Origin of the sequence: Pseudomonas sp. NPDC077649, from assembly GCF_044542855.1 — a bacterium.
GTDB lineage: Bacteria > Pseudomonadota > Gammaproteobacteria > Pseudomonadales > Pseudomonadaceae > Aquipseudomonas.
Genome location: NZ_JBITVF010000003.1, coordinates 612,391 through 634,326 on the forward strand (window position 1 = coordinate 612,391; position 21,936 = coordinate 634,326).

21 protein-coding genes are annotated in these 21,936 nt (G+C 65.8%); 6 read left to right on the plus strand and 15 right to left on the minus strand.

What is annotated here, in order from left to right; translation table 11 throughout:
* Positions 1-82: 82 nt before the first annotated feature.
* From ACIGFL_RS13280 to ACIGFL_RS13295, 4 genes are read right to left on the minus strand one after another with little or no spacing between them, the layout of a single operon-like run.
* Positions 83-820, minus strand: a complete 738-nt coding sequence (locus ACIGFL_RS13280) for an S-methyl-5'-thioinosine phosphorylase (protein WP_021444013.1) — start codon at positions 818-820, stop codon at positions 83-85.
* A gap of 9 nt (positions 821-829) precedes the next feature.
* The gene (nagZ, locus tag ACIGFL_RS13285) at positions 830-1,828 is read right to left on the minus strand and encodes a beta-N-acetylhexosaminidase (protein ID WP_122107257.1); all 999 of its coding nucleotides are present in this window, start codon (positions 1,826-1,828) and stop codon (positions 830-832) included.
* A gap of 21 nt (positions 1,829-1,849) precedes the next feature.
* A complete protein-coding gene (locus tag ACIGFL_RS13290; protein WP_397497480.1) occupies positions 1,850-2,374 on the minus strand; it encodes a L,D-transpeptidase family protein in 525 nt (174 codons plus the stop codon).
* A 47-nt stretch (positions 2,375-2,421) separates the two neighbouring features.
* Positions 2,422-3,129, minus strand: coding sequence for a TetR/AcrR family transcriptional regulator (locus ACIGFL_RS13295; protein WP_021444493.1), 708 nt, complete (start codon positions 3,127-3,129; stop codon positions 2,422-2,424).
* A 227-nt stretch (positions 3,130-3,356) separates the two neighbouring features.
* Here ACIGFL_RS13295 and lexA point away from each other — a divergent pair, with 227 nt between their 5' ends.
* Entirely contained in the window at positions 3,357-3,965 is a 609-nt protein-coding gene (gene lexA, locus ACIGFL_RS13300) for a transcriptional repressor LexA (protein ID WP_122107259.1), read from the plus strand.
* 10 nt (positions 3,966-3,975) lie between these two features.
* The gene (gene sulA, locus ACIGFL_RS13305; protein ID WP_397497481.1) at positions 3,976-4,449 is read left to right on the plus strand and encodes an SOS-induced cell division inhibitor SulA; all 474 of its coding nucleotides are present in this window, start codon (positions 3,976-3,978) and stop codon (positions 4,447-4,449) included.
* 158 nt (positions 4,450-4,607) lie between these two features.
* On the opposite strand, the gene ACIGFL_RS13310 is transcribed toward sulA, so the two are convergent.
* From ACIGFL_RS13310 to fadB, 6 genes are all read right to left on the minus strand, one after another.
* On the minus strand, positions 4,608-4,844 hold the full coding sequence (locus tag ACIGFL_RS13310) for a hypothetical protein (RefSeq protein WP_021444491.1): 237 nt from the start codon (positions 4,842-4,844) through the stop codon (positions 4,608-4,610).
* A 107-nt stretch (positions 4,845-4,951) separates the two neighbouring features.
* Entirely contained in the window at positions 4,952-5,470 is a 519-nt protein-coding gene (locus tag ACIGFL_RS13315) for a DUF6586 family protein (protein WP_397497482.1), read from the minus strand.
* A 76-nt stretch (positions 5,471-5,546) separates the two neighbouring features.
* Complete coding sequence (gene topA, locus ACIGFL_RS13320; RefSeq protein ID WP_397497483.1) at positions 5,547-8,153, minus strand: type I DNA topoisomerase; 2,607 nt, start codon at positions 8,151-8,153, stop codon at positions 5,547-5,549.
* 104 nt (positions 8,154-8,257) lie between these two features.
* Positions 8,258-8,500: a DUF1653 domain-containing protein gene (locus ACIGFL_RS13325; RefSeq protein ID WP_021444487.1), complete on the minus strand. Its 243-nt coding sequence runs from the start codon at positions 8,498-8,500 to the stop codon at positions 8,258-8,260.
* 72 nt (positions 8,501-8,572) lie between these two features.
* Positions 8,573-9,748 carry an acetyl-CoA C-acyltransferase FadA gene (gene fadA, locus ACIGFL_RS13330; protein WP_397497484.1) on the minus strand — a complete coding sequence of 392 codons (1,176 nt, stop codon included), beginning with the start codon at positions 9,746-9,748 and terminating at the stop codon, positions 8,573-8,575.
* Between the two features lie 30 nt (positions 9,749-9,778).
* Positions 9,779-11,926, minus strand: coding sequence for a fatty acid oxidation complex subunit alpha FadB (gene fadB, locus ACIGFL_RS13335; RefSeq protein WP_021444485.1), 2,148 nt, complete (start codon positions 11,924-11,926; stop codon positions 9,779-9,781).
* 469 nt (positions 11,927-12,395) lie between these two features.
* Between fadB and ACIGFL_RS13340 the strand changes: the two genes are divergently transcribed.
* Both ACIGFL_RS13340 and ACIGFL_RS13345 read left to right on the plus strand, forming a co-directional pair.
* Entirely contained in the window at positions 12,396-13,214 is an 819-nt protein-coding gene (locus ACIGFL_RS13340) for a hypothetical protein (RefSeq protein ID WP_397497485.1), read from the plus strand.
* Between the two features lie 185 nt (positions 13,215-13,399).
* Positions 13,400-13,849, plus strand: coding sequence for a universal stress protein (locus tag ACIGFL_RS13345; RefSeq protein ID WP_021444483.1), 450 nt, complete (start codon positions 13,400-13,402; stop codon positions 13,847-13,849).
* 46 nt (positions 13,850-13,895) lie between these two features.
* Here the strand turns inward: ACIGFL_RS13345 and ACIGFL_RS13350 are convergent, their stop codons facing one another.
* Entirely contained in the window at positions 13,896-14,582 is a 687-nt protein-coding gene (locus tag ACIGFL_RS13350) for a DUF6901 family protein (protein WP_021444482.1), read from the minus strand.
* Between the two features lie 18 nt (positions 14,583-14,600).
* Positions 14,601-16,526: an ATP-binding cassette domain-containing protein gene (locus tag ACIGFL_RS13355; protein WP_397497486.1), complete on the minus strand. Its 1,926-nt coding sequence runs from the start codon at positions 16,524-16,526 to the stop codon at positions 14,601-14,603.
* Between the two features lie 169 nt (positions 16,527-16,695).
* On the opposite strand from ACIGFL_RS13355, the gene ACIGFL_RS13360 reads away from it, so the two are divergent.
* Positions 16,696-18,624: a transglycosylase SLT domain-containing protein gene (locus tag ACIGFL_RS13360; RefSeq protein ID WP_397497487.1), complete on the plus strand. Its 1,929-nt coding sequence runs from the start codon at positions 16,696-16,698 to the stop codon at positions 18,622-18,624.
* A 76-nt stretch (positions 18,625-18,700) separates the two neighbouring features.
* On the opposite strand, the gene ACIGFL_RS13365 is transcribed toward ACIGFL_RS13360, so the two are convergent.
* Entirely contained in the window at positions 18,701-19,507 is an 807-nt protein-coding gene (locus ACIGFL_RS13365; protein ID WP_397497488.1) for an MOSC domain-containing protein, read from the minus strand.
* On the opposite strand from ACIGFL_RS13365, the gene ACIGFL_RS13370 reads away from it, so the two are divergent.
* The gene (locus tag ACIGFL_RS13370; protein ID WP_397497489.1) at positions 19,506-19,991 is read left to right on the plus strand and encodes a DUF1499 domain-containing protein; all 486 of its coding nucleotides are present in this window, start codon (positions 19,506-19,508) and stop codon (positions 19,989-19,991) included. The genes ACIGFL_RS13365 and ACIGFL_RS13370 overlap by 2 nt on opposite strands.
* A 3-nt stretch (positions 19,992-19,994) precedes the next feature.
* Here the strand turns inward: ACIGFL_RS13370 and ACIGFL_RS13375 are convergent, their stop codons facing one another.
* Both ACIGFL_RS13375 and yegS read right to left on the minus strand, forming a co-directional pair.
* Entirely contained in the window at positions 19,995-20,927 is a 933-nt protein-coding gene (locus ACIGFL_RS13375) for a chemotaxis protein CheV (RefSeq protein WP_021444477.1), read from the minus strand.
* A gap of 103 nt (positions 20,928-21,030) precedes the next feature.
* Positions 21,031-21,927: a lipid kinase YegS gene (gene yegS, locus ACIGFL_RS13380; RefSeq protein WP_397497490.1), complete on the minus strand. Its 897-nt coding sequence runs from the start codon at positions 21,925-21,927 to the stop codon at positions 21,031-21,033.
* Positions 21,928-21,936: the final 9 nt, after the last annotated feature.

The window sequence follows — 21,936 nt, forward strand, 5'->3', positions numbered from 1 at the left end:
CAGAGGGGTGAAACGCAGGGATGTGCCGAACGATGCAAAAAGGGCCGCTAAGCGGCCCTTTTCGTTATCCGGGGAGCCAGGCTCAGCCCGCCAGCACCCGCGCCAGCACCGACTTGACCGTGCCCATGCCCTGCTCCAGCACCCGCTCGATCTCGGCCATGGTGATCAGCGCGCTGGACTTGCCCGCCGCCGGGTTGACCACCAACGCCAGGCAGGCGTAAGGCAGCGCCAGTTCGCGCGCCAACACCGCCTCAGGCATGCCGGTCATGCCCACCAGGTCGCAGCCGTCGCGCTCCATGCGGGCGATTTCCGCAGCCGTCTCCAGGCGCGGGCCCTGGGTGCAGCCGTAGACCCCGTGATCGCTGAACGCGGCGTGCTCGGCGCGCAGCGCCGCCACCAGTCGCTCACGCAGCTGAGCATCGTAAGGCTGGCTGAAATCGACGTGGGTGACGTGCTCCAACTCGCCCTCGTAGAAGGTATGGGCGCGCCCCGCGGTGTAATCGATGAGCTGGTGTGGCACGCAGAAATGCCCGGTGGCCATGGCCGCATGGATGCCGCCGACCGCGTTGACCGCGAGGATCGCCTTGGCCCCGGCCTGCTTCAGCGCCCAGAGGTTGGCGCGGTAGTTGACCTGATGCGGCGGAATACGGTGCGGCTGGCCATGGCGGGCGAGAAACAGCACCTCGCGCCCGGCGTAGTCGCCGCGCAGCACATCGGCCGACGGCGCGCCGTAGGGCGTATCCAGCGGCAATGCTTCGCGGATGGTCAGGCCTTCGAGCTGGGTCAGGCCGGTGCCGCCGATAATCGCGTAGACAGTCATGGGCGCTCCTCAGTCAAGCAACTGGGCGGCTCGCAGCGCCGCCACGGCAGTCAGCCAGCGTGGCGCCTGGCGGTATTCGGTACTGGCGTGTGCACGGCCGCGCATACGCGCCAGGCGCGCCGGCGGCGTCACCTGCCGGCGTTGCAGGGCCGTCAGCGCCAGCTCGGCGGCGGCGCGGTCGTTGCACACCAGGCCCATGTCGCAACCGGCGCCGAGCGCCGCCTCGATGCGCTGGCCGGCATCGCCGACCACATGGGCACCAGCCATGGACAGGTCGTCGCTGAAGATCACCCCGTCGAAGCCCAGCTCGCCGCGCAGGATGTCCTGCAGCCAGCGCCGCGAGAAGCCGGCCGGCTGCGCGTCGACCTGCGGGTAGATGACGTGCGCCGGCATCACCGCATCCAGCTCGCCGGCCAACAGCTTGAACGGCTGCAGGTCGCAGGCACGAATTTCATCGAGGCTGCGCTCGTCCAGCGGAATCGCCACATGGGAATCGGCCTCGGCCCAGCCGTGGCCGGGAAAATGCTTGCCGGTGGCGGCCATGCCGGCCTCGCGCATGCCGCGGATAAAGGCGCCGGCCAGGCGCGCGGCGCGCTGCGGATCGCCCTCGAAGGCGCGACTGCCGACCACCGCACTACGTTGGTGATCGAGGTCCAGCACCGGGGCGAAACTCAGGTCCAAGCCCACCGCCAGCACCTCGGTGGCCATCAACCAGCCGCAATGCTCGGCCAGGGTCTCGGCATTGTCGTTGTCGGCGATGGCGCGCATCGCCGGCAGACGCAAAAAGCCCTGGCGCAGACGCTGCACCCGACCGCCTTCCTGATCCACCGCCAGCAGCAGATCCGGACGCAGGGCGCGGATGCTCTGGCACAGCTCGCGCACCTGGCGCGGCGATTCGATATTGCGGGCGAAGATGATCAGCCCGCCCACCTCGGGCTGGCGCAGCAGCTGGCGATCCTCGGCGGTCAGCCAGGTGCCGGCGATATCCAGCATCAAAGAGCCTTGCATGCGTGTCGTCACAAAAAATCCTTAGCGAAGATCCGCCCCGGCCCACTGCGGGCAGGGCGCCTCGTCGATCCTGACCGGGCAGTGCGGTGCTACCCGATCGAACAGGGCCAGCATGTCGGCGTTGCGCAGGCGCACGCAGCCATGCGAGAGCGGCACGCCCATGAGTTCGCTATCGGGCGTGCCATGCAGGTAAATATAGCGGCGAAAACTGTCCACCTGGCCAGAACGATTGCGTCCCGGCTCCAGGCCGCTGAGCCAGAGAATGCGGGTGAGAATCCAGTCGCGCCCGGGAAACTGCTCGTGCAGCGCCGGCGACCAGATCTCGCCGGTCCAGCGCCGGCCGCGCAACACCGCGCCCAGCGGCAGGCCGGCGCCGATCTTAGCCCGCACCTGGTGCAGGCCGCGCGGCGTACAGCCGGAACCGTTGCGCTCCCCCGCCCCGTTCAGCGCGGTGGAAACCGGCAGGCGCAGCACCAACTGCCCCGCACGGAAACCGTACAGAGCCTGATCAGCGATGGAGATATGCAGCAGATCGAGATCGAACATGGGCGGCTAGCTTAGCCGAAGGCCAACGCCGCGCCCACCCGCAGACGTCAAACCTTTGCCGGCGCGCTCGCGCTCTTGCTGCGTGGCTTGAGCTGCGCGGCGGCCAGCGCCGGGTCGTTGACCCCGGTCTCGGAGCGCATGCCGGCGGCGAGGAACGGTACCATCATGCGCATCACCTGCTCGATCGAGGTGTTGACGCCGAAATCGGTCTCGGCCATAGCGCGCAGCGCCTTGATTCCGGACATGCTGAAGGCCGCCGCGCCGAGCATGAAATGCACGCGCCAGAACAGCTCCAGCGGCGGGATGCGCGGCGCCGCCTCATGCACCAGCAGCATGTAACGGCGGAACACCTTGCCGTACACCTCTTCCAGGTACTTGCGCAGGTGGCCCTGGCTCTGGCTGAAGGCCAGGCCGAGCAGACGCATGAAGATCGACAGGTCGTTGCCGCTGCGCGGCTTGACCGCCAGCGCCTGCTCGACCAGCAGTTCGAGCAGTTCTTCGAGGCTGGCCGGGGTATCGGCCTTGGCCTGACGCCGATCCAGCTCCTTCTCCAGGCTGGCGCAGAAAGGCCCGAGGAAGCGCGAGAAGACCGCCTGGATCAGCGCCTTCTTCGAGCCGAAGTGATAGTTGACCGCCGCCAGATTGACCCCGGCCTTGCTGGTAATCAGACGCAACGAGGTTTCGGCGAAGCCTTTTTCCGCGAACAGCTGTTCCGCAGCATCGAGAATGCGTTCAACGGTTTCCGACTGAGCCATGAGCTATCACCTGACAAACACTTGTTTGAAACATACGTTTCAGCCCACTGCATTGTCAAGCCGCACGAGCCGTCTTTTGGCCAGCCGGTCACAGCTTACAACAAGCACAGACGCAGATTGCCCGTCGCAGGTTACAGGGCGGCCGGCGGGTAGGCGAAATTGTGCGTTGCCAAGCCGGCCTTACTGTATATAATCCCAGTCACTGTATAAAAAGACAGAGCGCCGCCATGCTGAAACTGACGCCACGCCAAGCCGAGATTCTCGCCTTCATCAAACGCTGCCTGGAAGACAACGGCTACCCGCCCACCCGCGCGGAAATCGCCCAGGAACTCGGTTTCAAATCGCCCAACGCCGCCGAGGAACACCTCAAGGCCCTGGCCCGCAAGGGCGCCATCGAAATGACTCCGGGCGCCTCGCGCGGCATCCGCATCCCCGGCTTCGAGCCGAGCAACGAGGACGAAGGCCTGCCGGTCATCGGCCGGGTCGCCGCCGGCGCGCCGATTCTCGCCCAGCAGCATGTCGAGGAATCCTGCCAGATCAACCCGGCCTTCTTCCAACCCAAGGCCGACTACCTGCTGCGCGTGCGCGGCATGAGCATGAAGGACATCGGCATCTTCGACGGCGACCTGCTGGCGGTGCACACCACCCGCGAGGCGCGCAACGGCCAGATCGTGGTGGCGCGGCTGGACGACGAAGTCACGGTCAAGCGCTTCAAGCGCGAAGGCAACAAGGTCTGGCTGATCGCCGAGAACCCCGAGTTCGCGCCGATCGAAGTGGATCTGGAACACCAGGATCTGGTCATCGAAGGTTTGAGCGTCGGCGTGATCCGTCGCTAGAGGAGGCTCTATGCAGTTCCCGCACCCACTCGATCGCCCGCAAATGGCGCTGTTCGATGCCTTTCTCGGCCAACCGACAGAAGTCCTGCTGGAGCCAGGACTCGCCGCCACGCTACTCGACGAGTCCGAAGCCTTCAGCGAACTGTCGCTGCGCGGCGCGGCCGGACACTGCCTGCACCTGCTGGCGCCGATCCTGCGCGAACTGAGCGAGAACCTCGATGCTCGCTGGCTGACCCTGGTGGCGCCGCCGGCCAGCCTGACCCAGTCCTGGCTGCGCGAAGCCGGTTTGAACCGCGAACGCATCCTGCTGTTGCAACCACGCCGCGGCCAGAGTGCCGTGGAGCTGGCCGAGGAGGCGCTCAAGCTGGGCCGCAGCCATACAGTGGTGAGCTGGCTGCACCCGCTCGAACGCGGCACGCGCCGCCGTCTGGCTCAAGCCGCCGAGATCGGCGCTGCGCAGAGCCTGAATATCAGCCTGGGCTAGATCGCAGGGCACCTTCCCTGCCGCCTCGCCCCCAGGCCATCGCGTGGCCCGGATGCCGCCCGGACCACGTCCGGCTACGGCTACAGCCAGCAAGGTATCCGACCAACGAAAACGGGGCTCCCCTGGAGCCCCGTTTTGCTTGCCGCGCCGCGGAAAATTCAGTGCAGCACCCGCGGCCCTTCGTCCTCGGCACTGTAGTCGCCCTCGGCCAGGCGTCCGGCCATCTGCACCCCGACATTGAGCATGGCCTTGGCCACCTCGACGTGCTGGCCCTGCAGGAAGGCCTTGGCATCGGCGGAGAAATCCAGGGTCACCAGGGCCTCCTCGTCTTCCGCACGACGCAGGGCGATACGCCCATCGGGCAGTTCGACGATTTCCAGAAAGGATGTAGGCATGGTTCAGGTTCTCCACGAAAGGCCGGCATTGTACCAGCCGACCAGGCATGACCCCAGCCCGCCGATCCAGATGACGACGGATGAGCTCCAGGCGGAGCCGGCGCGGCTCAGCACTCGCTGAGCGATTCGCGAAAGCGCAGCACCAGTTCCTTGAGCTGCTGACGCCAGGCCTCGAGGGTTTCCGGCGCCAGTTCGGCCGCCTCGTCCTCGACGCTGAGTGCGGTGATCAACGGCAAGCCAGGATCGACCTTGGCCTTCTTCTCGCCCTGCGGCGGCCGGAACAGCTCGGCATAGGCCGCCAGCAGCTGTGCCAGCCAGGTTTCCGGCTGCTGCGCCAGCTCCACCAGCTCGGCCAGTTCCGGGCTCGGCGCGCTGTCGAGCACCGCGCGGGTGAGCAGGAGCTCGACGCGCGGCTGGGCGGCATCGGCCATGCGGTAATAGCCCGCAATCTCGTGGCACAGCCCGAGCAGCCCGCCATAGAGGTGGAACAGGGCCGCCTCGCGCTCGGCCTGCACCAGCGCCTGGGTGTTGAACGCACCCTCCGCCTGCGCCTTGCGCCAGGCGTCCAGGGCCAGGCCGGCGAAGAAGATCTTCTGGTTGGTGCGGGTATAGAGCTCTTTGGCCATTGGGGCGATCTCCACTGCGGATCGAGCCATGATACGCGCGCCGGCCTCGACCGGCGCGCACCTCGTCAGGACAGGCTCAGCGCTTGTCTTCGACCTTCCACTTGCCGCCGTCGAAGAAGGCGCGCCAGCCGGTGGGCTTGCCGTCCACCTCGGACTGCACGTACTGCTCCTTGGTCTTGCGGCTGTAGCGGATCACCGCTGGACGGCCGTCCGGATCCTTGGCCGGAGCGGCCAGCAGGAAGTGGTACTTGGGATCGATCTCGCTCTTGTGCGGAATCAGCTCCAGCACCAGCGGCGCGCGGGTCTCGCGATTCTTGGGGAAACCGCTGGCGGCGAGGAACAGGCCGGAGGCACCGTCGCGCAGCACGTAGGTGTCGTCCACCTTCTCGCACTTGAGCTCGGGCATCTTCACCGGGTCCATCTTCGGCGGCGCCGCCTCGCCGTTCTTCAACAGCTTGCGGGTGTTCTTGCAGCTGGCGTTGGTGCAGCCGAAGAACTTGCCGAAACGGCCGGTCTTGAGCTGCATCTGGCTGCCGCACTTGTCGCACTCCAGGCTCGGCCCTTCGTAGCCCTTGATGCGGTACTGGCCCTGCTCGATCTCGTAGCCGGCGCAATCGGGGTTGTTGCCGCAGATATGCAGCTTGCGCGTCTCGTCCAGCAGGTAGGCGTCCATCGCCGTGCTGCAGATCGGGCAGCGGTGCTTGCCGAGCAGCACCAGGGATTCGGATTCGCCCTCGTCGTCCGCGGCGATTTCGTCGCCCGGCACCAGGTTGATGGTGGCCTTGCAGCGCTCCTTCGGCGGCAGGCTGTAGCCGGAGCAGCCGAGGAACACGCCGGTGGAGGCGGTGCGAATCATCATCGGCCGGCCGCATTCGCGGCAGGGGATGTCGGTGGTGGTCGGCTGGTTGGCGCGCATGCCGCCCTCGCCCGCCTCGGCCACTTCGAGCTTCTTCTTGAAGTCGCCATAGAACTCGTCGAGCAGGTGCTTCCACTCGCGCTCGCCCTGGGCCACGTCGTCGAGGTGCTCTTCCATGGCGGCGGTGAAACCGTAGTCCATCAGGTTGGCAAAGCTCTCGTCGAGACGCTCGGTGACGATATCGCCCATCTTCTCGGCATAGAAGCGGCGGTTATGCACCGTGACGTAGCCACGCTCCTGGATGGTGGAGATGATCGCCGCGTAGGTGGACGGGCGGCCGATGCCGCGCTTCTCCAGCTCCTTGACCAGGCTGGCTTCGGAGTAGCGCGCCGGCGGCTTGGTGAAGTGCTGGCTGGGGTCGAGCTGGATCAGCTTGAGGCCTTCGCCTTCCTTCATTTCCGGCAGCACGTCGTCCTCGCCCGGCTTGCTCTGCTGGGGCAGCACGCGGGTGTAACCATCGAACTTGAGGATGCGACCCTTGGCACGCAGCTCGAAGTCGCCGGCAGCCACGGTGACGCTGGTGGACAGGTACTCAGCCGGTGGCATCTGGCAGGCCACGAACTGGCGCCAGATCAGGTCGTACAGGCGCTCGGCGTCGCGTTCCATGCCGGACAGCTGGGTCGGGCGCAGGTTGACGTCGGACGGACGAATCGCTTCGTGCGCCTCCTGAGCGCCTTCCTTGCTCGAATAGAGGTTGGGCTTGCCCGGCAGGTACTTGTCGCCGTACTCGCTGCCGATAAAGCCCCTGACCATTTCAACGGCATCGTTCGACAGATTGGTCGAATCGGTACGCATATAGGTGATGTAGCCGGCCTCGTAGAGGCGCTGGGCCATCATCATGGTCTTCTTCACCCCGAAGCCGAGACGGTTGCTCGCCGCCTGCTGCAGGGTGGAGGTGATGAAGGGTGCCGACGGCTTGCTGCTGGTCGGGCGGTCTTCGCGCTTGACCACGCTGTAGCTGGAAGCCTTGAGCTTGTCCAGCGCGGCCATGGCCTGCGCTTCGTTGACCGGTTTGAAGGCAGTGCCGTTCTCGCGCACCACTTCGAAACGCACCTTGGCGTTCTTCGCCGTGCCGAGGTCGGCGTGCACTTCCCAGTATTCTTCCGGGACGAAGGCGCGGATTTCCTTCTCGCGCTCGACCACCAGCTTCACCGCCACCGACTGCACGCGGCCGGCAGACAGGCCGCGGGCAATCTTGGCCCACAGCAGCGGCGAGACCATGTAGCCCACCACGCGGTCGAGGAAGCGGCGCGCCTGCTGGGCGTTGACGCGATTGATGTCCAGCTCGCCGGGCTTGGAGAAGGCTTCCTGAATCGCCTTCTTGGTGATCTCGTTGAACACCACGCGCTTGTAGCGAGCGTCGTCGCCACCGATGGACTCGCGCAGGTGCCAGGCGATGGCCTCCCCTTCGCGGTCCAAGTCGGTTGCGAGATAGATGGTGTCGGCATCCTTGGCCAGGCGGCGCAGTTCCTCGATCACCTTTTCCTTGCCAGGCAGGATCTCGTACTTGGCCTTCCAACCGTGCTCGGGGTCGACGCCCATGCGCGCGAACAGCTGGCGCTTGGCCTTTTCCTTGGGCGACAGCGCAGGCGCTTCGCCGGCGGCCTTGCCGCGCTTGGCCGGCTCCTTGGTGGCGCTTGCCGAACCGCTGGTAGGCAGGTCACGGATATGGCCGATGCTCGACTTCACCACGTACTGGCTGCCCAGGTACTTGTTGATGGTCTTGGCCTTGGCCGGGGATTCCACGATGACCAGCGATTTGCCCATGGATCAGAAAATTCCTGAATTGCGAAATATAGAAGGCAGGGAGCCTTGAGGCCCCGCTATATATAGTGGCGACCGAGCGAAGGTCAAGCGCAGGGGCTGCGCACTCAGACTTGCGAAGTGCCGATAGGGCTGACTTCGGCCTGAATCAAAGCAAAGCGTGGAACGCGCTTGCCGTCCACCTCGACCTCTTCGCAGAACATGCTCAGCGGCCGCACCCACAGGCCGAATTCACCGTACAAGGCCTGGTACACCACCACTTCTTCCTCGTTCTCGGAATGGCGCGCCACACCGAATACGCGGTACTGCGGGCCCTTGTAGTGGCGATAGAGTCCTGGCTGCAACTGCATGAGAAGTTCCCGAAATAAAAGCCGTAAAAAGCAAAACCGGGGCACTGGGCCCCGGTTTCTGTCCGCTAGCGCTTAAACGCGCTCGAAGACGGTGGTGATGCCTTGGCCAAGGCCCACGCACATGGTGGAGACACCGAAGGTGCCGCCGTTCTGCTTCATGACGTTGAGCAGGGTACCGGAGATACGGGCACCGGAACAACCGAAGGGGTGACCCAGGGCGATGGCGCCGCCGTGCAGGTTGACCTTCTCTTCCATCTTGTCGAGCAGCTTGAGGTCCTTCAGCACCGGCAGGGCCTGGGCGGCGAAGGCTTCGTTGAGTTCGACGAAGTCGATGTCCGCCATGGTCAGGCCAGCGCGCTTGAGCGCCTTCTGGGTGGACGGCACCGGGCCGTAACCCATGATCGCCGGATCGACGCCGGCCACAGCCATGGCGCGTACCACGGCCATCGGCTGGATACCGAGGTCCTGAGCACGCTGGGCGCTCATGACGATCATGCAGGAAGCGCCGTCGGTGATCTGCGAGGAAGTACCCGCGGTCACGGTGCCGCCTTTCGGGTTGAACGCCGGTTTCAGCGCGGCCAGGCTCTCCAGGGTGGTTTCCGGACGAATGGTTTCGTCGAAGTCGTACACCTTGAGGAAGCCGTTCTCGTCGTAGCCCTGCATCGGGATGATTTCATCCTTGAACTTGCCTTCGACGGTGGCCTTGTGCGCTAGACGGTGCGAACGCTCACCGAAGGCATCCTGCTGCTCGCGGCTGATGCCGTGCATCTTGCCCAGCATTTCGGCGGTCAGGCCCATCATGCCCGAGGCCTTGGCGGCGTACAGCGACAGGTGCGGGTTCGGGTCGACGCCATGCATCATGCCGACGTGGCCCATGTGCTCCACGCCACCGACGACGAACACGTCGCCGTTGCCGGTCTGGATCGCCTGCACGGCGGTGTGCAGGGCGCTCATGGACGAACCGCACAGACGGCTGACGGTCTGGCCGGCGCTGGTGTGCGGGATCTGGGTCATCAGCGACGCCATGCGCGCGATGTTCCAGCCCTGCTCCAGGGTCTGGTTGACGCAGCCCCAGATCACGTCCTCGACTTCTGCCGGGTCCAGCTTGGTGTTGCGTGCCAGCACGCCGCTGATCAGGTGCGCCGACATGGTCTCGGCACGGGTGTTGCGGTGCATGCCGCCCTTGGAACGACCCATCGGGGTACGACCGAAGTCGACGATCACTGCATCTCTAGGATTCAGGCTCATAAATTCACTCTCGCTCTAGTCGTTGCGCGCTTAACCGAAGAACTTCTGGCCTTTGGCAGCCATTTCGCGAAGCTTGGCGGTCGGGTGGTACAGCGCGCCCAGGTCGGCGTACTTGTCGGCCAGGGCGACGAACTCGGCGACACCGATGGAATCGATGTAGCGCAGCGCACCGCCGCGGAAGGGAGGGAAGCCGATGCCGTAGATAAGGCCCATATCGGCCTCAGCTGCGGTGTCGACGATGCCGTCTTCCAGGCAACGAACGGTTTCCAGGCACAGCGGGATCATCATGAAGTTGATGATGTCCTCGTCGGTGACTTCACGCTCTTCGACCACGATGGACTTGAGCAGCTCGTAAGCAGCCGGGTCGGAGACCTTCTTCGGCTTGCCGCGCTTGTCGGTCTCGTAGGCGTAGAAGCCCTTGCCGTTCTTCTGGCCCAGGCGGTTGGCGTCGTACATCACGTCGACGGCGGTCTTGCCTTCCACGGCCATGCGGTCCGGGAAGCCTTCGGCCATCACGTCACGACCGTGGTGGCCGGTATCGATGCCGACCACGTCGGAGAGATAGGCCGGGCCCATGGGCCAGCCGAACTTCTCCATGACCTTGTCGATGCGCACGAAGTCGACACCGAAGCCCAGCAGCTTGGAGAAGCCGCCGAAGTACGGGAACAGCACGCGGTTGACCAAAAAGCCCGGGCAGTCGTTGACCACGATCGGGTTCTTGCCCATTTTCTTGGCGTAGGCAACGGTGGTGGCCACGGCCACTTCGCTGGACTTCTCGCCACGGATGACTTCCACCAGCGGCATCATGTGCACCGGGTTGAAGAAGTGCATGCCGACGAAGTTTTCCGGACGCTTGAGCGCCTGGGCCAGCAGGCTGATGGAGATGGTCGAGGTGTTGGAGGCCAGGATGGCGTCTTCACGCACCACGCCTTCCACCTCGGCCAGCACGATCTGCTTGACCTTGGGGTTCTCGACCACGGCTTCGACGACGATGTCGACGTTGCCGAAATCACCGTAGGACATGGTCGGACGGATGGCGTTGAGGGCTTCGGCCATCTTCGCCGGGGTCATGCGACCTTTCTCGACGCGCTTGCCGAGCAGCTTGGAAGCCTCGGTCAGGCCCATCTGGATACCCTCTTCGCGGATATCCTTCATCAGGATCGGGGTGCCCTTGGAGGCCGACTGGTAGGCGATGCCGCCGCCCATGATGCCGGCGCCGAGTACGGCAGCCAGTTTCACGTCGCGGGCGATTTCGTCGTGGTGCTTGGCCTTCTTCTTCAGCTCCTGATCGTTGAGGAACAGGCCGATCAGGCTCTCGGCGACCGAAGTCTTGGCCAGCTTGACGAAGCCGGCAGCCTCGACTTCCAGCGCCTTGTCGCGGCCGAAGTTGGCGGCCTTCTGGATGGTCTTGATCGCCTCGACCGGAGCCGGGTAATTCGGGCCGGCCTGGCCGGCGACGAAGCCCTTGGCGGTCTCGAAGCACATCATCTGCTCGATGGCGTTGAGCTTGAGCTTTTCCAGCTTGGGCTGACGCTTGGCCTTGTAGTCCAGCTCGCCGGAGATGGCGCGCTTGACCAGGTCCAGCGCGGCCTCCTTGAGTTTGGCGGGAGCGACGACGGCGTCGACGGCGCCTACCTTGAGGGCGTCGGCGGCGCGGTTTTCCTTACCGGAGGCGATCCACTCGACGGCATTGTCGGTACCGATCACGCGCGGCAGGCGCACGGTGCCGCCGAAGCCCGGGTAGATGCCCAGCTTGACTTCCGGCAGACCGATCTTGGCGGTCTCGCTCATCACGCGGTAGTCACCGGCCAGGCACATCTCGAAACCGCCGCCCAGGGCGATGCCGTTGATGGCGACCACGGTCGGCACGGCGAGGTCTTCGAAATCGCTGAAGATCTTGTTGGCTTCCAGGTTGCCAGCCACCAGCTCTGCGTCGGGCAGTTTGAAGTTGTCGACGAACTCGGTGATATCGGCACCGACGATGAACACGTCCTTGCCACTGGTGACAATCACGCCCTTGATCGAACCGTCGGCCTTGATCGCGTCGACGGAGGCGCGCAGCTCGTTGAGGGTAAGACGGTTGAATTTGTTGACGGACTCACCCTTGAGGTCGAAATTCAATTCGACGATGCCGCTCTCAAGAGCCTTAACCGTGATGGCTTTACCTTCGTAAATCATCAACTGATCTCCACGGTATGGAAGCTGAACAGTACACATCGGAGCCAACCGGCAGGCCAGCTCGCGGCAACGCCGCACGAGCATAGCCCCAATCGGTACGACACACCCGCCGACGCGATATTCGGGCTGCATATGGCGCGCCTAACAAGGCAAACGCTCAATTCATACGCCCGTTTGATTTGGGTGTGCACACCTTCGGGGAAAAGCCGGCGCTTGTCAATTGGCCTTCTTGCGCGGCGTGCGCATCCCCGGCGCAAACCCAGGCCCGCCGCGGCCTGGGCCAGGGCCGATAAACGCCATCGATAACGCACCATTGCGGCGCTTTAAGGCGCCCCGGCGGCCGACCGCCCGCGCCTAGCCAAATCCCCGCGCTGCAGGTACAGTCGTCTCACTTTCGGCTGGCACAGCGCCATCCGGCTGCAATACCACAACAAATCGAGCCCCCACGATGGGCCGCACGGAGTCCCCAATGTCGAGCCGCCGTTCGCTGGCATTTTCCCTGAGCGCCCTGCTCGTCTTCCTCTTCGCCTTCGTCTCGCCATCCCTGCTGGCCGCACCGGCCGACGATCTGCTGCGCCTGCACCAACTGCGCCTGGCCACGCAGAAGAGCCTCGGCGACTTCTATATGTACAACGGCATGGAGGGCGACCAGCGCTACGCACGGATGATCGGCGAGTCGCTACAGGAGGCCCAGGGCCACCTGGATGCCCTCGGCGAGATGCCCGGCGAGGGCGCCAAGGCCCTGCGCAGCCAGTGGCAGGGCGAATGGCAGGGCTACCGCGACGGCCTGCAGGCGCTGATGGAGGCCATGCGCAGCCAGGGCTACACCGACCTGCAGCCGGTCGCCGACCTGGCCGACAGCAACCAGCGGCTGATGGCCATTGCCCAGGAGCTGTACCAGAAAATCCAGCAGGAAAGCGGCTACAGCGTACCGCCCCTGACCCAGCAGAGCCGCGAGCAAAGCCTGCTGATGCAGGGCATCGCCCTGGACTACGCCTCGCGCAGCGCCTCGATCGGCGGCAGTTTCTTCGGCGGCGGCGAGGAGCGCGCCATCGACGAGTTGGTCGGCGAGTTCGCCAGCAAGCTCGACGGGCTCAATCGTGCCCAGCAAAACACCCCGGAGATCAGCGCAGCTCTCGGCAGTATCGGCACAAAATGGCGCTATATCGAGAAATCCCTGCTGAACTACAACGAGAACAGCGTGCCCTTTCTGGTCAGCAAGTATTCCGACAGCATCATCGAAGGCCTGGAAGGCGTAGCCGCCCAGTACGCCGCCAACCAGCAGTGATGCCACAGTTTTTCCGGCCTGCCTGGCCCGATTCAGGCCCGGTGCTCGCACCGGGCTTTTCTTTGTCCGCCCTCAGCCGGCACCCTGCCCGCCAGGCAAGGTCGTAACAATAAGCAGCCGCTTATCGGGCGCAATGGGGCCATACTTGCTGCAGAGCCATTCGTACCCTTAAGGAGGAGTTCACCATGCCCTACCAGCATATTCTGGTCGCCGTCGACCTGACCGAGGAATGCGACCCCGTGGTGGTTCGCGCACAGAAGCTGGCCAAGGCCAGCGGCGCCAAGATGTCCCTGGTGCATATCGTCGAGCCGATGGCCATGGCCTTCGGCGGGGACGTGCCGATGGACCTGTCGATGCTGCAGCAGCAGCAATTCGAGCAGGCGCGCGAACGCCTGAACAGCTTTACTGGCAAGTACCCGGAACTGACCGCAGATCAGCGCCATCTGGCCTACGGCCAGCCGCGCCAGGAAATTCATCGTCTGGCCGAGGAACAGGGCTGCGACCTGATCGTAGTCGGCAGCCACGGCCGCCACGGTTTGGCGCTGCTGCTCGGCTCCACCGCCAACGACGTGCTGCACGGCGCGCCTTGCGACGTGCTCGCAGTGCGCTTGAAGAAAGCCGAGAAAAGCGCCTGAAACGTGAGCATGAGGAGCGCTCAGCGCTCCTCATACCGAGATAGCGTCACTCGAACGACTCGCCGGCACTCATGACCAGCGGGCGGATCTTCTGCAACTGGGTCTCCAGCGACACCGTCATGCTCGACGACATGGAGAAGAAGGTGAGGAAGGCCTTGAGGTTGGAATCGCCGTCGCAGGTGTCGTGGATGCGCTGCCAGAACGCCTGATTGACCAGCTTGAGCTGCTGGAACAGGCGCACCAGGCCCTTGAGCTCCCAGTCCGCCAGGCGTCCCTCGCGCATGTTGAAGTACTGCCGCGCCAGGTACAGCGACACCGCGCGCAGGATGAACTCCTGGTTGCTGGCGAACGGCAGGTGGTTCTGCGCCATGGGCTTGAGCCGCGCCAGCACCGGGCAGGCGCTGGTGGCCATGATCACCCCGAGCAGCGCGCGCAGGCCCTCTTCCAGGCCGACCTGCTTGGTGTACTCGCGCTCCGGCGTACGCACCCACACGCTGGCCTTCTTGAACGCCGGCAGGCCGCGGAAATCCTCGATCACCCGGTGCAGGTCGACCGCCGCCGGGCAATGGCTGAACTGCTCGCGACTGAGCGGGCAGTTGCTGCACTGTTGGTGTCCCAACCGGGTCCAGGCCGGGGCCTGCTGCGCCTGGGCGGGGTCGTATTCGCGGTTCAGCTCGATCCGGTAGCTGAACTGATGATTGTCGTCGAGGGTGATGCGGTACTCGATGGCCATGTCTGTGCGTTCCTTCGTTCAGCCTTCCAGCTCTGCCCAGCGCTCGAGCAACTTGTCCAAGTCCTTCTGCAAGTCGTCGAGGCGCGCCAATACTTCCGTGGTGGCCTGCACCGGCTGCTGGTAGAAGCCCGGATCGGCGATCCGCTCCTGCAACCCGGCCATTTCCTGCTCCAGGGCATCGATCTGCCCGGGAATCGCTTCCAGCTCGCGCTGCAGCTTGTAGCTGAGTTTCTTCTTCGCCGGCTCGACGCTCTCCTGCACCGGGGCGACTGCCGCCGGGGCCGGCGCTTCGACTATGGCAGTGGCCAGTTCGGCTTTGCCGGACTTGCTTTCACCCACACCGAGCAGACGCGGCGAACCGCCCTGGCGCAGCCAGTCCTGGTAGCCGCCGACGTATTCGCGCACCTTGCCTTCGCCCTCGAACACCAGGGTGCTGGTGACCACGTTGTCGAGAAAAGCACGGTCGTGGCTGACCATCAGCACGGTGCCGGGGAAGTTAAGCAGCACTTCTTCGAGCAGTTCCAGGGTTTCCACGTCCAGGTCGTTGGTCGGTTCGTCCAGCACCAGCAGGTTGGCCGGCTTGCTGAACAGCTTGGCCAGCAACAGTCGTGCCCGTTCGCCGCCGGACAGCGCCTTGACTGGCGTGCGCGCGCGCTGCGGGCTGAACAGGAAGTCGCCCAGGTAGCTCAGCACGTGACGGCTCTGGCCGTCGATACTGATGAAATCGCGGCCTTCGGCGACGTTGTCGATCACGGTTTTTTCCGGCTCGAGCTGGTGACGCAATTGGTCGAAATACGCCACTTCCAGTTTGGTGCCGACTTCGATGCTGCCGCTGCTGGGCTGCAGGTCGCCGAGCAGCAGCTTGAGCAGCGTGGTCTTGCCGGTGCCGTTGGCGCCGAGCAGGCCGATGCGGTCGCCGCGCTGCAGCACCATGGAGAAATCCTTGACCAGGAAAGGGCCCCCGGCATGGGCGAAACTGACGTTTTCCGCCAGCATCACCTGCTTGCCGGACTTGTCCGCGGTTTCCAGGGCGATGTTCGCCTTGCCCTGACGTTCGCGGCGCTCGGCACGCTCGGCACGCATCGCCTTGAGTGCGCGCACGCGGCCCTCGTTGCGGGTGCGGCGGGCCTTGATGCCCTGGCGAATCCACACCTCTTCCTGGGCCAGGCGCTTGTCGAACAGGGCGTTGGCGGTTTCTTCGGCCGCCAGTTGCTGCTCCTTGTGCACCAGGAAGCTGGCGTAGTCGCCGTTCCAGTCGATAAGGCCGCCGCGGTCCAGTTCGAGGATGCGCGTGGCCAGGTTCTGCAGGAAGGAACGGTCGTGAGTGATGAACAGTACCGCGCCGCCGAAATCCTTCAGTGCCTCTTCCAGCCAGGCGATGGCGCCGATGTCCAGGTGGTTGGTCGGTTCGTCGAGCAGCAGCAGATCCGGCTCGGAAACCAGCGCCTGGGCCAGCAGCACACGCCGGCGCCAGCCACCGGAGAGTTCGGCCAGGGTCTTGTCGGCCGGCAGTTGCAGGCGGCTCAGGGTGCTGTCGACCAGTTGCTGCAGGCGCCAGCCGTCTTTGGCTTCCAGCTCCTGCTGCACGTGCATCAGTTGCTCGAGGTCGTCATCGCCGTGGATGTTCTGCGCCAGATGGTGATAGCGCGCCAGCAGCTCGCCGACCCCGGCCAGGCCCTCGGCCACCACGTCGAACACCGTGCGCTCGTCGGCGCGCGGCAGCTCCTGCGGCAGCTCGCCGATCTTCAGCCCCGGCGCCCGCCAGATTTCGCCGTCGTCGGCCATCTGCTCGCCCTTGACCAGCTTGAGCATGCTCGACTTGCCAGTGCCGTTGCGACCGATGATGCACACCCGCTCGCCCCGTGCGATCTGCCAGGACACCCCGTCGAGCAGGGGCATGGCGCCATAGGCGAGGGATACATCAGCGAACTTGAGCAGGGTCATGGGCTTCTCCAGAAACAGGCGGCGCATTCTACCCGAGTTGGCCGGCGCTCTGTTGCCACATATGTCCGCCGAGCGCGCCGGCATTCACCGCGCCCCGGCGAACGGCTAAGCTAGAGCCATGCAACGAACGGAACCCGTTGCCCCCTCACCTGCTTGCCCTGGAAATGCCATGCGCGGTCGTCTTCTTTCTGTAGTTTCCTGCCTGATCCTCACCACTGCCGGCCTGGCCAGCGCCGAAGCCGCCAACCTGACGCAGCAGCGCCAGTACTACGACGAGGCCAAGCGCGCCCTGGCCAAGGGCGACAGCGGTCCCTACCGCCGCTACCAGGCCGCGCTGCGCGACTACCCGCTGACGCCCCACCTGGCCTACGACGAGCTGACTCACCGGCTCAAGTCGGCGAGCAACGCCGAGATCGAGAAGTTCCTCGCCGAGCATGGCGACCTGCCCCAGGCCAGCTGGATGAAACTGCGCTGGCTGCGCTGGCTGGCCGAACGCGGCGACTGGCAGCCCTTCCTCGCCCACTACGACCCGGCGCTCAATTTCACCGAGCTGGACTGCCTCTATGGCCAATACCAGCTGAGCCACGGCCTGATCGCCGAAGGCAATGCCACCGCGGAGAAGCTGTGGCTGGTGGGCAAGTCGCAGCCCAATGCCTGCGATCCGCTGTTCGCACGTTGGGCGGCAACCGGCCAGCTCACCGAACAACGCCGCTGGCAACGCACCAAGCTGGCGGTGGAAGCCGGCAACTACGGCCTGGCCAACCACCTGAGCAAGAACATGCCAACCCTCGGCGCGCGCGCCAAGCTGCTGGTCGAGGTGGCGCAGAAGCCGCAGCTGCTCAAGCAGACCGCGCGTTTCGCCCCGGCCGACGCCGCCATGGCCGACGTGGTCGGCCTCGGCCTGCGCCGTCTGGCCCGGCAGAGCCCCGAGGACGCCCTGAGCCTGCTCGACAGCTACGCCCAGCGCATGAAGTTCTCCCAGGACGAACAGGTGGCCATCGCCCGGCAGATCGGCCTGACCCTGGCCAAGCGCTTCGACATGCGCGGCCTGCAGGTGATGGCCAAGTACGACCCGGAGCTGCGCGACAACACCGTCAGCGAGTGGCGCGCCCGTCTGCTGCTGCGTCACGGCCGCTGGGACGAGGCTCATCAGCTGACCCAGCGCATGCCGGCCGACCTGGCCAGCAGCAACCGCTGGCGCTACTGGAACGCGCGCAGCCTGCAGCTGGCACAACCGAACAGCCAGCAGCCGGCCGTGCTCTACCAGGCCCTGGCCAAGGAGCGCGACTTCTACGGCTTCATGGCCGCCGATCAGGTCAAGGCACCCTACCAGCTGAACAACAAGCCGCTGGCGCTCGATCCGAAGACGGTGCAGAAGGTGCGCAACACCGCCGGCATCCGCCGCGCCATGGAATTTCACGATCGCGGCCAGATCGTCGACGGCCGCCGCGAGTGGTACCACGTCAGTCGCCTGTTCAGCCGCGACGAGCTGGTGGCCCAGGCCCGCCTGGCCTACGAGATGCAGTGGTATTTCCCGGCCATCCGCACCATCAGCCAGGCGCAGTACTGGGACGACCTGGAGGTGCGCTTCCCCATGGCCCACCGCGACCAGCTAGTGCGCGAAGCCAAGCGCCGCGAGCTGCATTCGAGCTGGGTATTCGCCATCACCCGCCAGGAAAGCGCGTTCATGGCCGACGCCCGCTCCCACGTAGGCGCCATGGGCCTGATGCAACTGATGCCGGCCACCGCCAAGGAAACCGCGCGCAAGTTCGGCATCCCCCTGGCCTCGCCGCAGCAGGCGCTCAACCCGGACACCAATATCCAGCTCGGCGCGGCCTACCTGAGCCAGGTGTACGGCCAGTTCAACGGCAACCGCGTCCTCGCCTCGGCCGCCTACAACGCCGGTCCCGGCCGCGTGCGCCAGTGGCTGCGCGGCGCCGACCACCTGAGCTACGACGTCTGGGTGGAGAACATCCCGTTCGACGAAACCCGCCAGTACGTGCAGAACGTGCTGTCCTACTCGGTGATCTACGGTCAGAAGCTCGACGCGCCGCACCCGCTGGTGGCCTGGCACGAGCGCTATTTCGACGATCAGTGAAAGGCGATCCCCTCGGCCGGCCGCGCCGCGCGCAGCTGACCGAGGGTCTGCTGCGCATCGCGCGACCCTGCCGGCGTTACTCCAGCACCTCGACCGGCATACCGACCTGCAATTCGCCGACGCCGCGCGGCAGCAGGTTCTGCCCGAAGTACACCTGGCCATCGCGCTCGCGGTAGGTCTTCAGCGTGCTCAGCGGTTCGCGGTCCGCGCTGCGCTCGCCGGTCTGCGGGTCCACGGTGGTGAGGATGCAGCGCGAGCAGCCCTTGGCCACCTCGAACTCCACCGCGCCGATGCGGATGCGCTTCCACTCGTCCTCGGCATAGGCTTCGCTGCCGGTGACCACCAGGTTGGGGCGAAAACGCAGTATCGACAGCGGCCGGCCGACCCGCGCCGCCAGGTCGTCCAGCGACGCCTGGCCGATCAGCAGCAGCGGAAAACCGTCGGCGAAGGCCACCCGATCACCCGGCTGGGCGTAGGCGGTGTCGACCTGGCGCGTGCGCGTCTCCGGCACCTGCACCAGACGACAGGCACGGCCCAGCAGCGCGCTAAGCCAATCGGCGGCCGCATCGCCGGCATCCGGCACGCGCAGGCTGTCGCGCCAGACCGTCACGCCGCGCAGATCCTGCTCGGGGTCGGGCAGCGCCACGGCCAGATCGGCGCAACCCGGCGCGCTCAGGGTCAGGCCGCCGCGGGCGTCGTACAGGGCGCCGAGCTGGCTCATCTGCGGCAGCAGGCGCTGGGTGATAAAGCGCCCGCTCTCGGCTTCGACTACCATCCAGCGACGGTCGCCATGCAGGCCCAGGCCGTCCACGGCGCTGCGCTGCAGCACTTCGCCACGACCGGATTTGAGCGGATAGCGGTACAACCGCGAGAGACTCAACATGCGCCAGCTTCCTGTTTCGCAAAACGCCCTTATACGAGTTGCCGGCGGCGCTCACAAGTCCGCCGCCGCGATCCTCCTGGCGGTGATGCTGGGCGGCTGCAGCGGCAGCCCGCCGAGCGAGCTGGGGGTGCGCGACGGTCGCCTGGCGCCCTGCCCGGCCTCGCCCAACTGCGTCAACAGCCAGGCCAGCGACGAGCAACATGCCATAGCGCCGCTGGCGCTGCGCGGCAGCCCGGAGGAAACCCGAAGACGCCTGCTGCAGCTGTTGGCGGACGAGCCGCGGGTACGCCTGGTGGTGCAGGAGGACGACTATCTGCGCGCGGAATTCACCAGCCGGGTGCTGCGCTTCGTCGACGACGTGGAGTTTCTTATCGAGCCGCAGGCGGTGCAGGTGCGCTCCGCCTCGCGCCTGGGGCATTCGGATCTGGGGGTCAACCGCGAGCGGGTGGAGCATCTGCGCCAGCGCCTGGCGCAACAGCCCTAGGTTTCAGCTCGGTTCGTCCAGCGCCAGGCGCTGGCGGATCACGTCCACCAGCTTGTCCGGCTGGAACTTGGAGAGGAAGTTGTCGCAGCCGACCTTCTTCACCATGGCATCGTTGAAGCTGCCCGACAGCGAGGTGTGCAGCACCACATGGAGGTCGCGCAGGCGCGGGTCGTTGCGGATCTCGCTGGTCAGGCGGTAACCGTCCATTTCCGGCATTTCCGCGTCGGTGAAGATCATCAGCAGCTTGTCGGTCATCACCTCGCCGCTGTCGGCCCACTTCTTCAGCAGGTTCAGCGCCTTCAGGCCATCGCTGGCCATATGCATGCGGATGCCCAGCTGCGACAGGGTATCGCGCAGCTGGCTCAGAGCCACGCTGGAGTCGTCCACCAGCAGCACCTCGCGGCCGCGGGCCTTTTCCAGCAGCGGGTCGGCGAGTTTCTCGGCGGAAACCTTGGTGCTCATCGGCACGATCTCGGCCAGCACCTTCTCCACGTCGATGACCTCGACGATCTGCTCCTCGACCTTGGTGATGGCGGTCAGGTAGTGCTGGCGCCCGGCGCCCCCGGGCGGCGGCTGGATCGACTCCCAGTTGAGGTTGAGGATGCGGTCGACGCTGCCGACCAGAAAGGCCTGCACCGAGCGGTTGTACTCGGTGACGATGATGGTGCTGCGCTCGTCCGGCACCAGCGGACGCATGCCGATGGCCTGGGACAGGTCGATCACCGGCAGGGTCTGGCCGCGCAGGTTGACCACGCCGCAGACGAAGGGGTGGCGCTGCGGCATCAGGGTCAGCTTGGGCAGCTGCAGCACCTCCTGCACCTTGAACACGTTGATCGCGAACAGCTGGCGCCCGGCCAGGCGGAACATGAGGATTTCCAGGCGGTTCTCACCGACCAGCTGGGTGCGTTGATCTACTGAATCGAGGATGCCGGCCATTGCGCGCTCCTGAGGGGTTAAGGCGAGTCTAGCGTCAGGTTATCGGCCGCGCGCGCTGCCGCTGAAGCGCTGCTGGCGTAGCGCCATCATGCCTGAGCCGCCCTCAGCCGCCAAGCAAGGGCGAATCGGCCGGCAGGTGCAGGCGCAGCGCCGCGGCTTCCGCGCGAAAGCGCAGGCCGCGGCTCTCCAGCGGCTCGCCGTCGAGATTGAGGTCGAGCCCTTCGGCCGCCTCCACCTCCAGCCAGGGCACGCGGGCGCCGATGGCCACGCTCTGCAGGCCGTTGATGCCGCCGGACAGCAGCGTAGCGAGGGTGCCGACCACATCCTGCGCCGCCGGCACTATGCACACGTCGAGCAGGCCGTCGTCGGCCAGGGCATCGGGGCACAGCAGGTGGCCGCCGCCGGCCTGCCGGCCGTTGCCGATGCCCAGGGCGAGAAAGTCGCCCTCCCAGGCGAAACCCGGCGCCTGGAAACGACCGAAGGCCGAACGCACCTCGGAAAAGCGGCTGAGCCCGGTGAGGAAATAGGCGGCGCCGCCGAGCACCTTCTTCAATTCTTCCGAGGTATTGGCGGTGACGTTGGAGCCGAAACCGCCGGTGGCCATATTGAGGAAGGCGCGCTCGCCGGCCAGGCCCAGGTCCACCGGACGCGGCTCCTGCTCCAGCAGCGCCAGCGCTTCGGCCGGCGCCAGCGGCACGCCGGCGGCGCGGGCGAAGTCGTTGGCGGTGCCCAGCGGCAGTAGCGCCAGGCTGGCACCGCCACCGGCCCGGTGTAGAGCCTCGGCGACATCACGCAGGGTGCCGTCGCCGCCGCCGGCGATCAGGGTCGGGTAGCCGGCCGCCAGCCCCTCGGCGACCAGGCGCTCGCCATCGCCGCCCTCCCAGGTCAGGCGCACCGCCAGGTCCCAGCCCTGCTCGCGCAGATCGGCCACCGCCGCCCTCACCTCCTCGTTCAACGCCTGCTTGCCATGCAGGATCAACCAGGCCTTGCGCTCGCGCATCGCAGTCCT

Coding starts and splice junctions, on each gene's coding strand:
- sulA (WP_397497481.1), top strand. CDS start 3,976: ATGCAGTTCCCGCACCCACTCGATCGCCCGCAAATGGCGCTGTTCGAT.
- topA (WP_397497483.1), bottom strand. CDS start 8,153: ATGGGCAAATCGCTGGTCATCGTGGAATCCCCGGCCAAGGCCAAGACC.
- ACIGFL_RS13325 (WP_021444487.1), bottom strand. CDS start 8,500: ATGCAGTTGCAGCCAGGACTCTATCGCCACTACAAGGGCCCGCAGTAC.
- fadA (WP_397497484.1), bottom strand. CDS start 9,748: ATGAGCCTGAATCCTAGAGATGCAGTGATCGTCGACTTCGGTCGTACC.
- ACIGFL_RS13280 (WP_021444013.1), bottom strand. CDS start 820: ATGACTGTCTACGCGATTATCGGCGGCACCGGCCTGACCCAGCTCGAA.
- ACIGFL_RS13340 (WP_397497485.1), top strand. CDS start 12,396: ATGTCGAGCCGCCGTTCGCTGGCATTTTCCCTGAGCGCCCTGCTCGTC.
- lexA (WP_122107259.1), top strand. CDS start 3,357: ATGCTGAAACTGACGCCACGCCAAGCCGAGATTCTCGCCTTCATCAAA.
- nagZ (WP_122107257.1), bottom strand. CDS start 1,828: ATGCAAGGCTCTTTGATGCTGGATATCGCCGGCACCTGGCTGACCGCC.
- ACIGFL_RS13365 (WP_397497488.1), bottom strand. CDS start 19,507: ATGTTGAGTCTCTCGCGGTTGTACCGCTATCCGCTCAAATCCGGTCGT.
- yegS (WP_397497490.1), bottom strand. CDS start 21,927: ATGCGCGAGCGCAAGGCCTGGTTGATCCTGCATGGCAAGCAGGCGTTG.
- fadB (WP_021444485.1), bottom strand. CDS start 11,926: ATGATTTACGAAGGTAAAGCCATCACGGTTAAGGCTCTTGAGAGCGGC.
- ACIGFL_RS13350 (WP_021444482.1), bottom strand. CDS start 14,582: ATGGCCATCGAGTACCGCATCACCCTCGACGACAATCATCAGTTCAGC.
- ACIGFL_RS13310 (WP_021444491.1), bottom strand. CDS start 4,844: ATGCCTACATCCTTTCTGGAAATCGTCGAACTGCCCGATGGGCGTATC.
- ACIGFL_RS13295 (WP_021444493.1), bottom strand. CDS start 3,129: ATGGCTCAGTCGGAAACCGTTGAACGCATTCTCGATGCTGCGGAACAG.
- ACIGFL_RS13360 (WP_397497487.1), top strand. CDS start 16,696: ATGCGCGGTCGTCTTCTTTCTGTAGTTTCCTGCCTGATCCTCACCACT.
- ACIGFL_RS13370 (WP_397497489.1), top strand. CDS start 19,506: ATGCGCCAGCTTCCTGTTTCGCAAAACGCCCTTATACGAGTTGCCGGC.
- ACIGFL_RS13375 (WP_021444477.1), bottom strand. CDS start 20,927: ATGGCCGGCATCCTCGATTCAGTAGATCAACGCACCCAGCTGGTCGGT.
- ACIGFL_RS13315 (WP_397497482.1), bottom strand. CDS start 5,470: ATGGCCAAAGAGCTCTATACCCGCACCAACCAGAAGATCTTCTTCGCC.
- ACIGFL_RS13355 (WP_397497486.1), bottom strand. CDS start 16,526: ATGACCCTGCTCAAGTTCGCTGATGTATCCCTCGCCTATGGCGCCATG.
- ACIGFL_RS13290 (WP_397497480.1), bottom strand. CDS start 2,374: ATGTTCGATCTCGATCTGCTGCATATCTCCATCGCTGATCAGGCTCTG.
- ACIGFL_RS13345 (WP_021444483.1), top strand. CDS start 13,400: ATGCCCTACCAGCATATTCTGGTCGCCGTCGACCTGACCGAGGAATGC.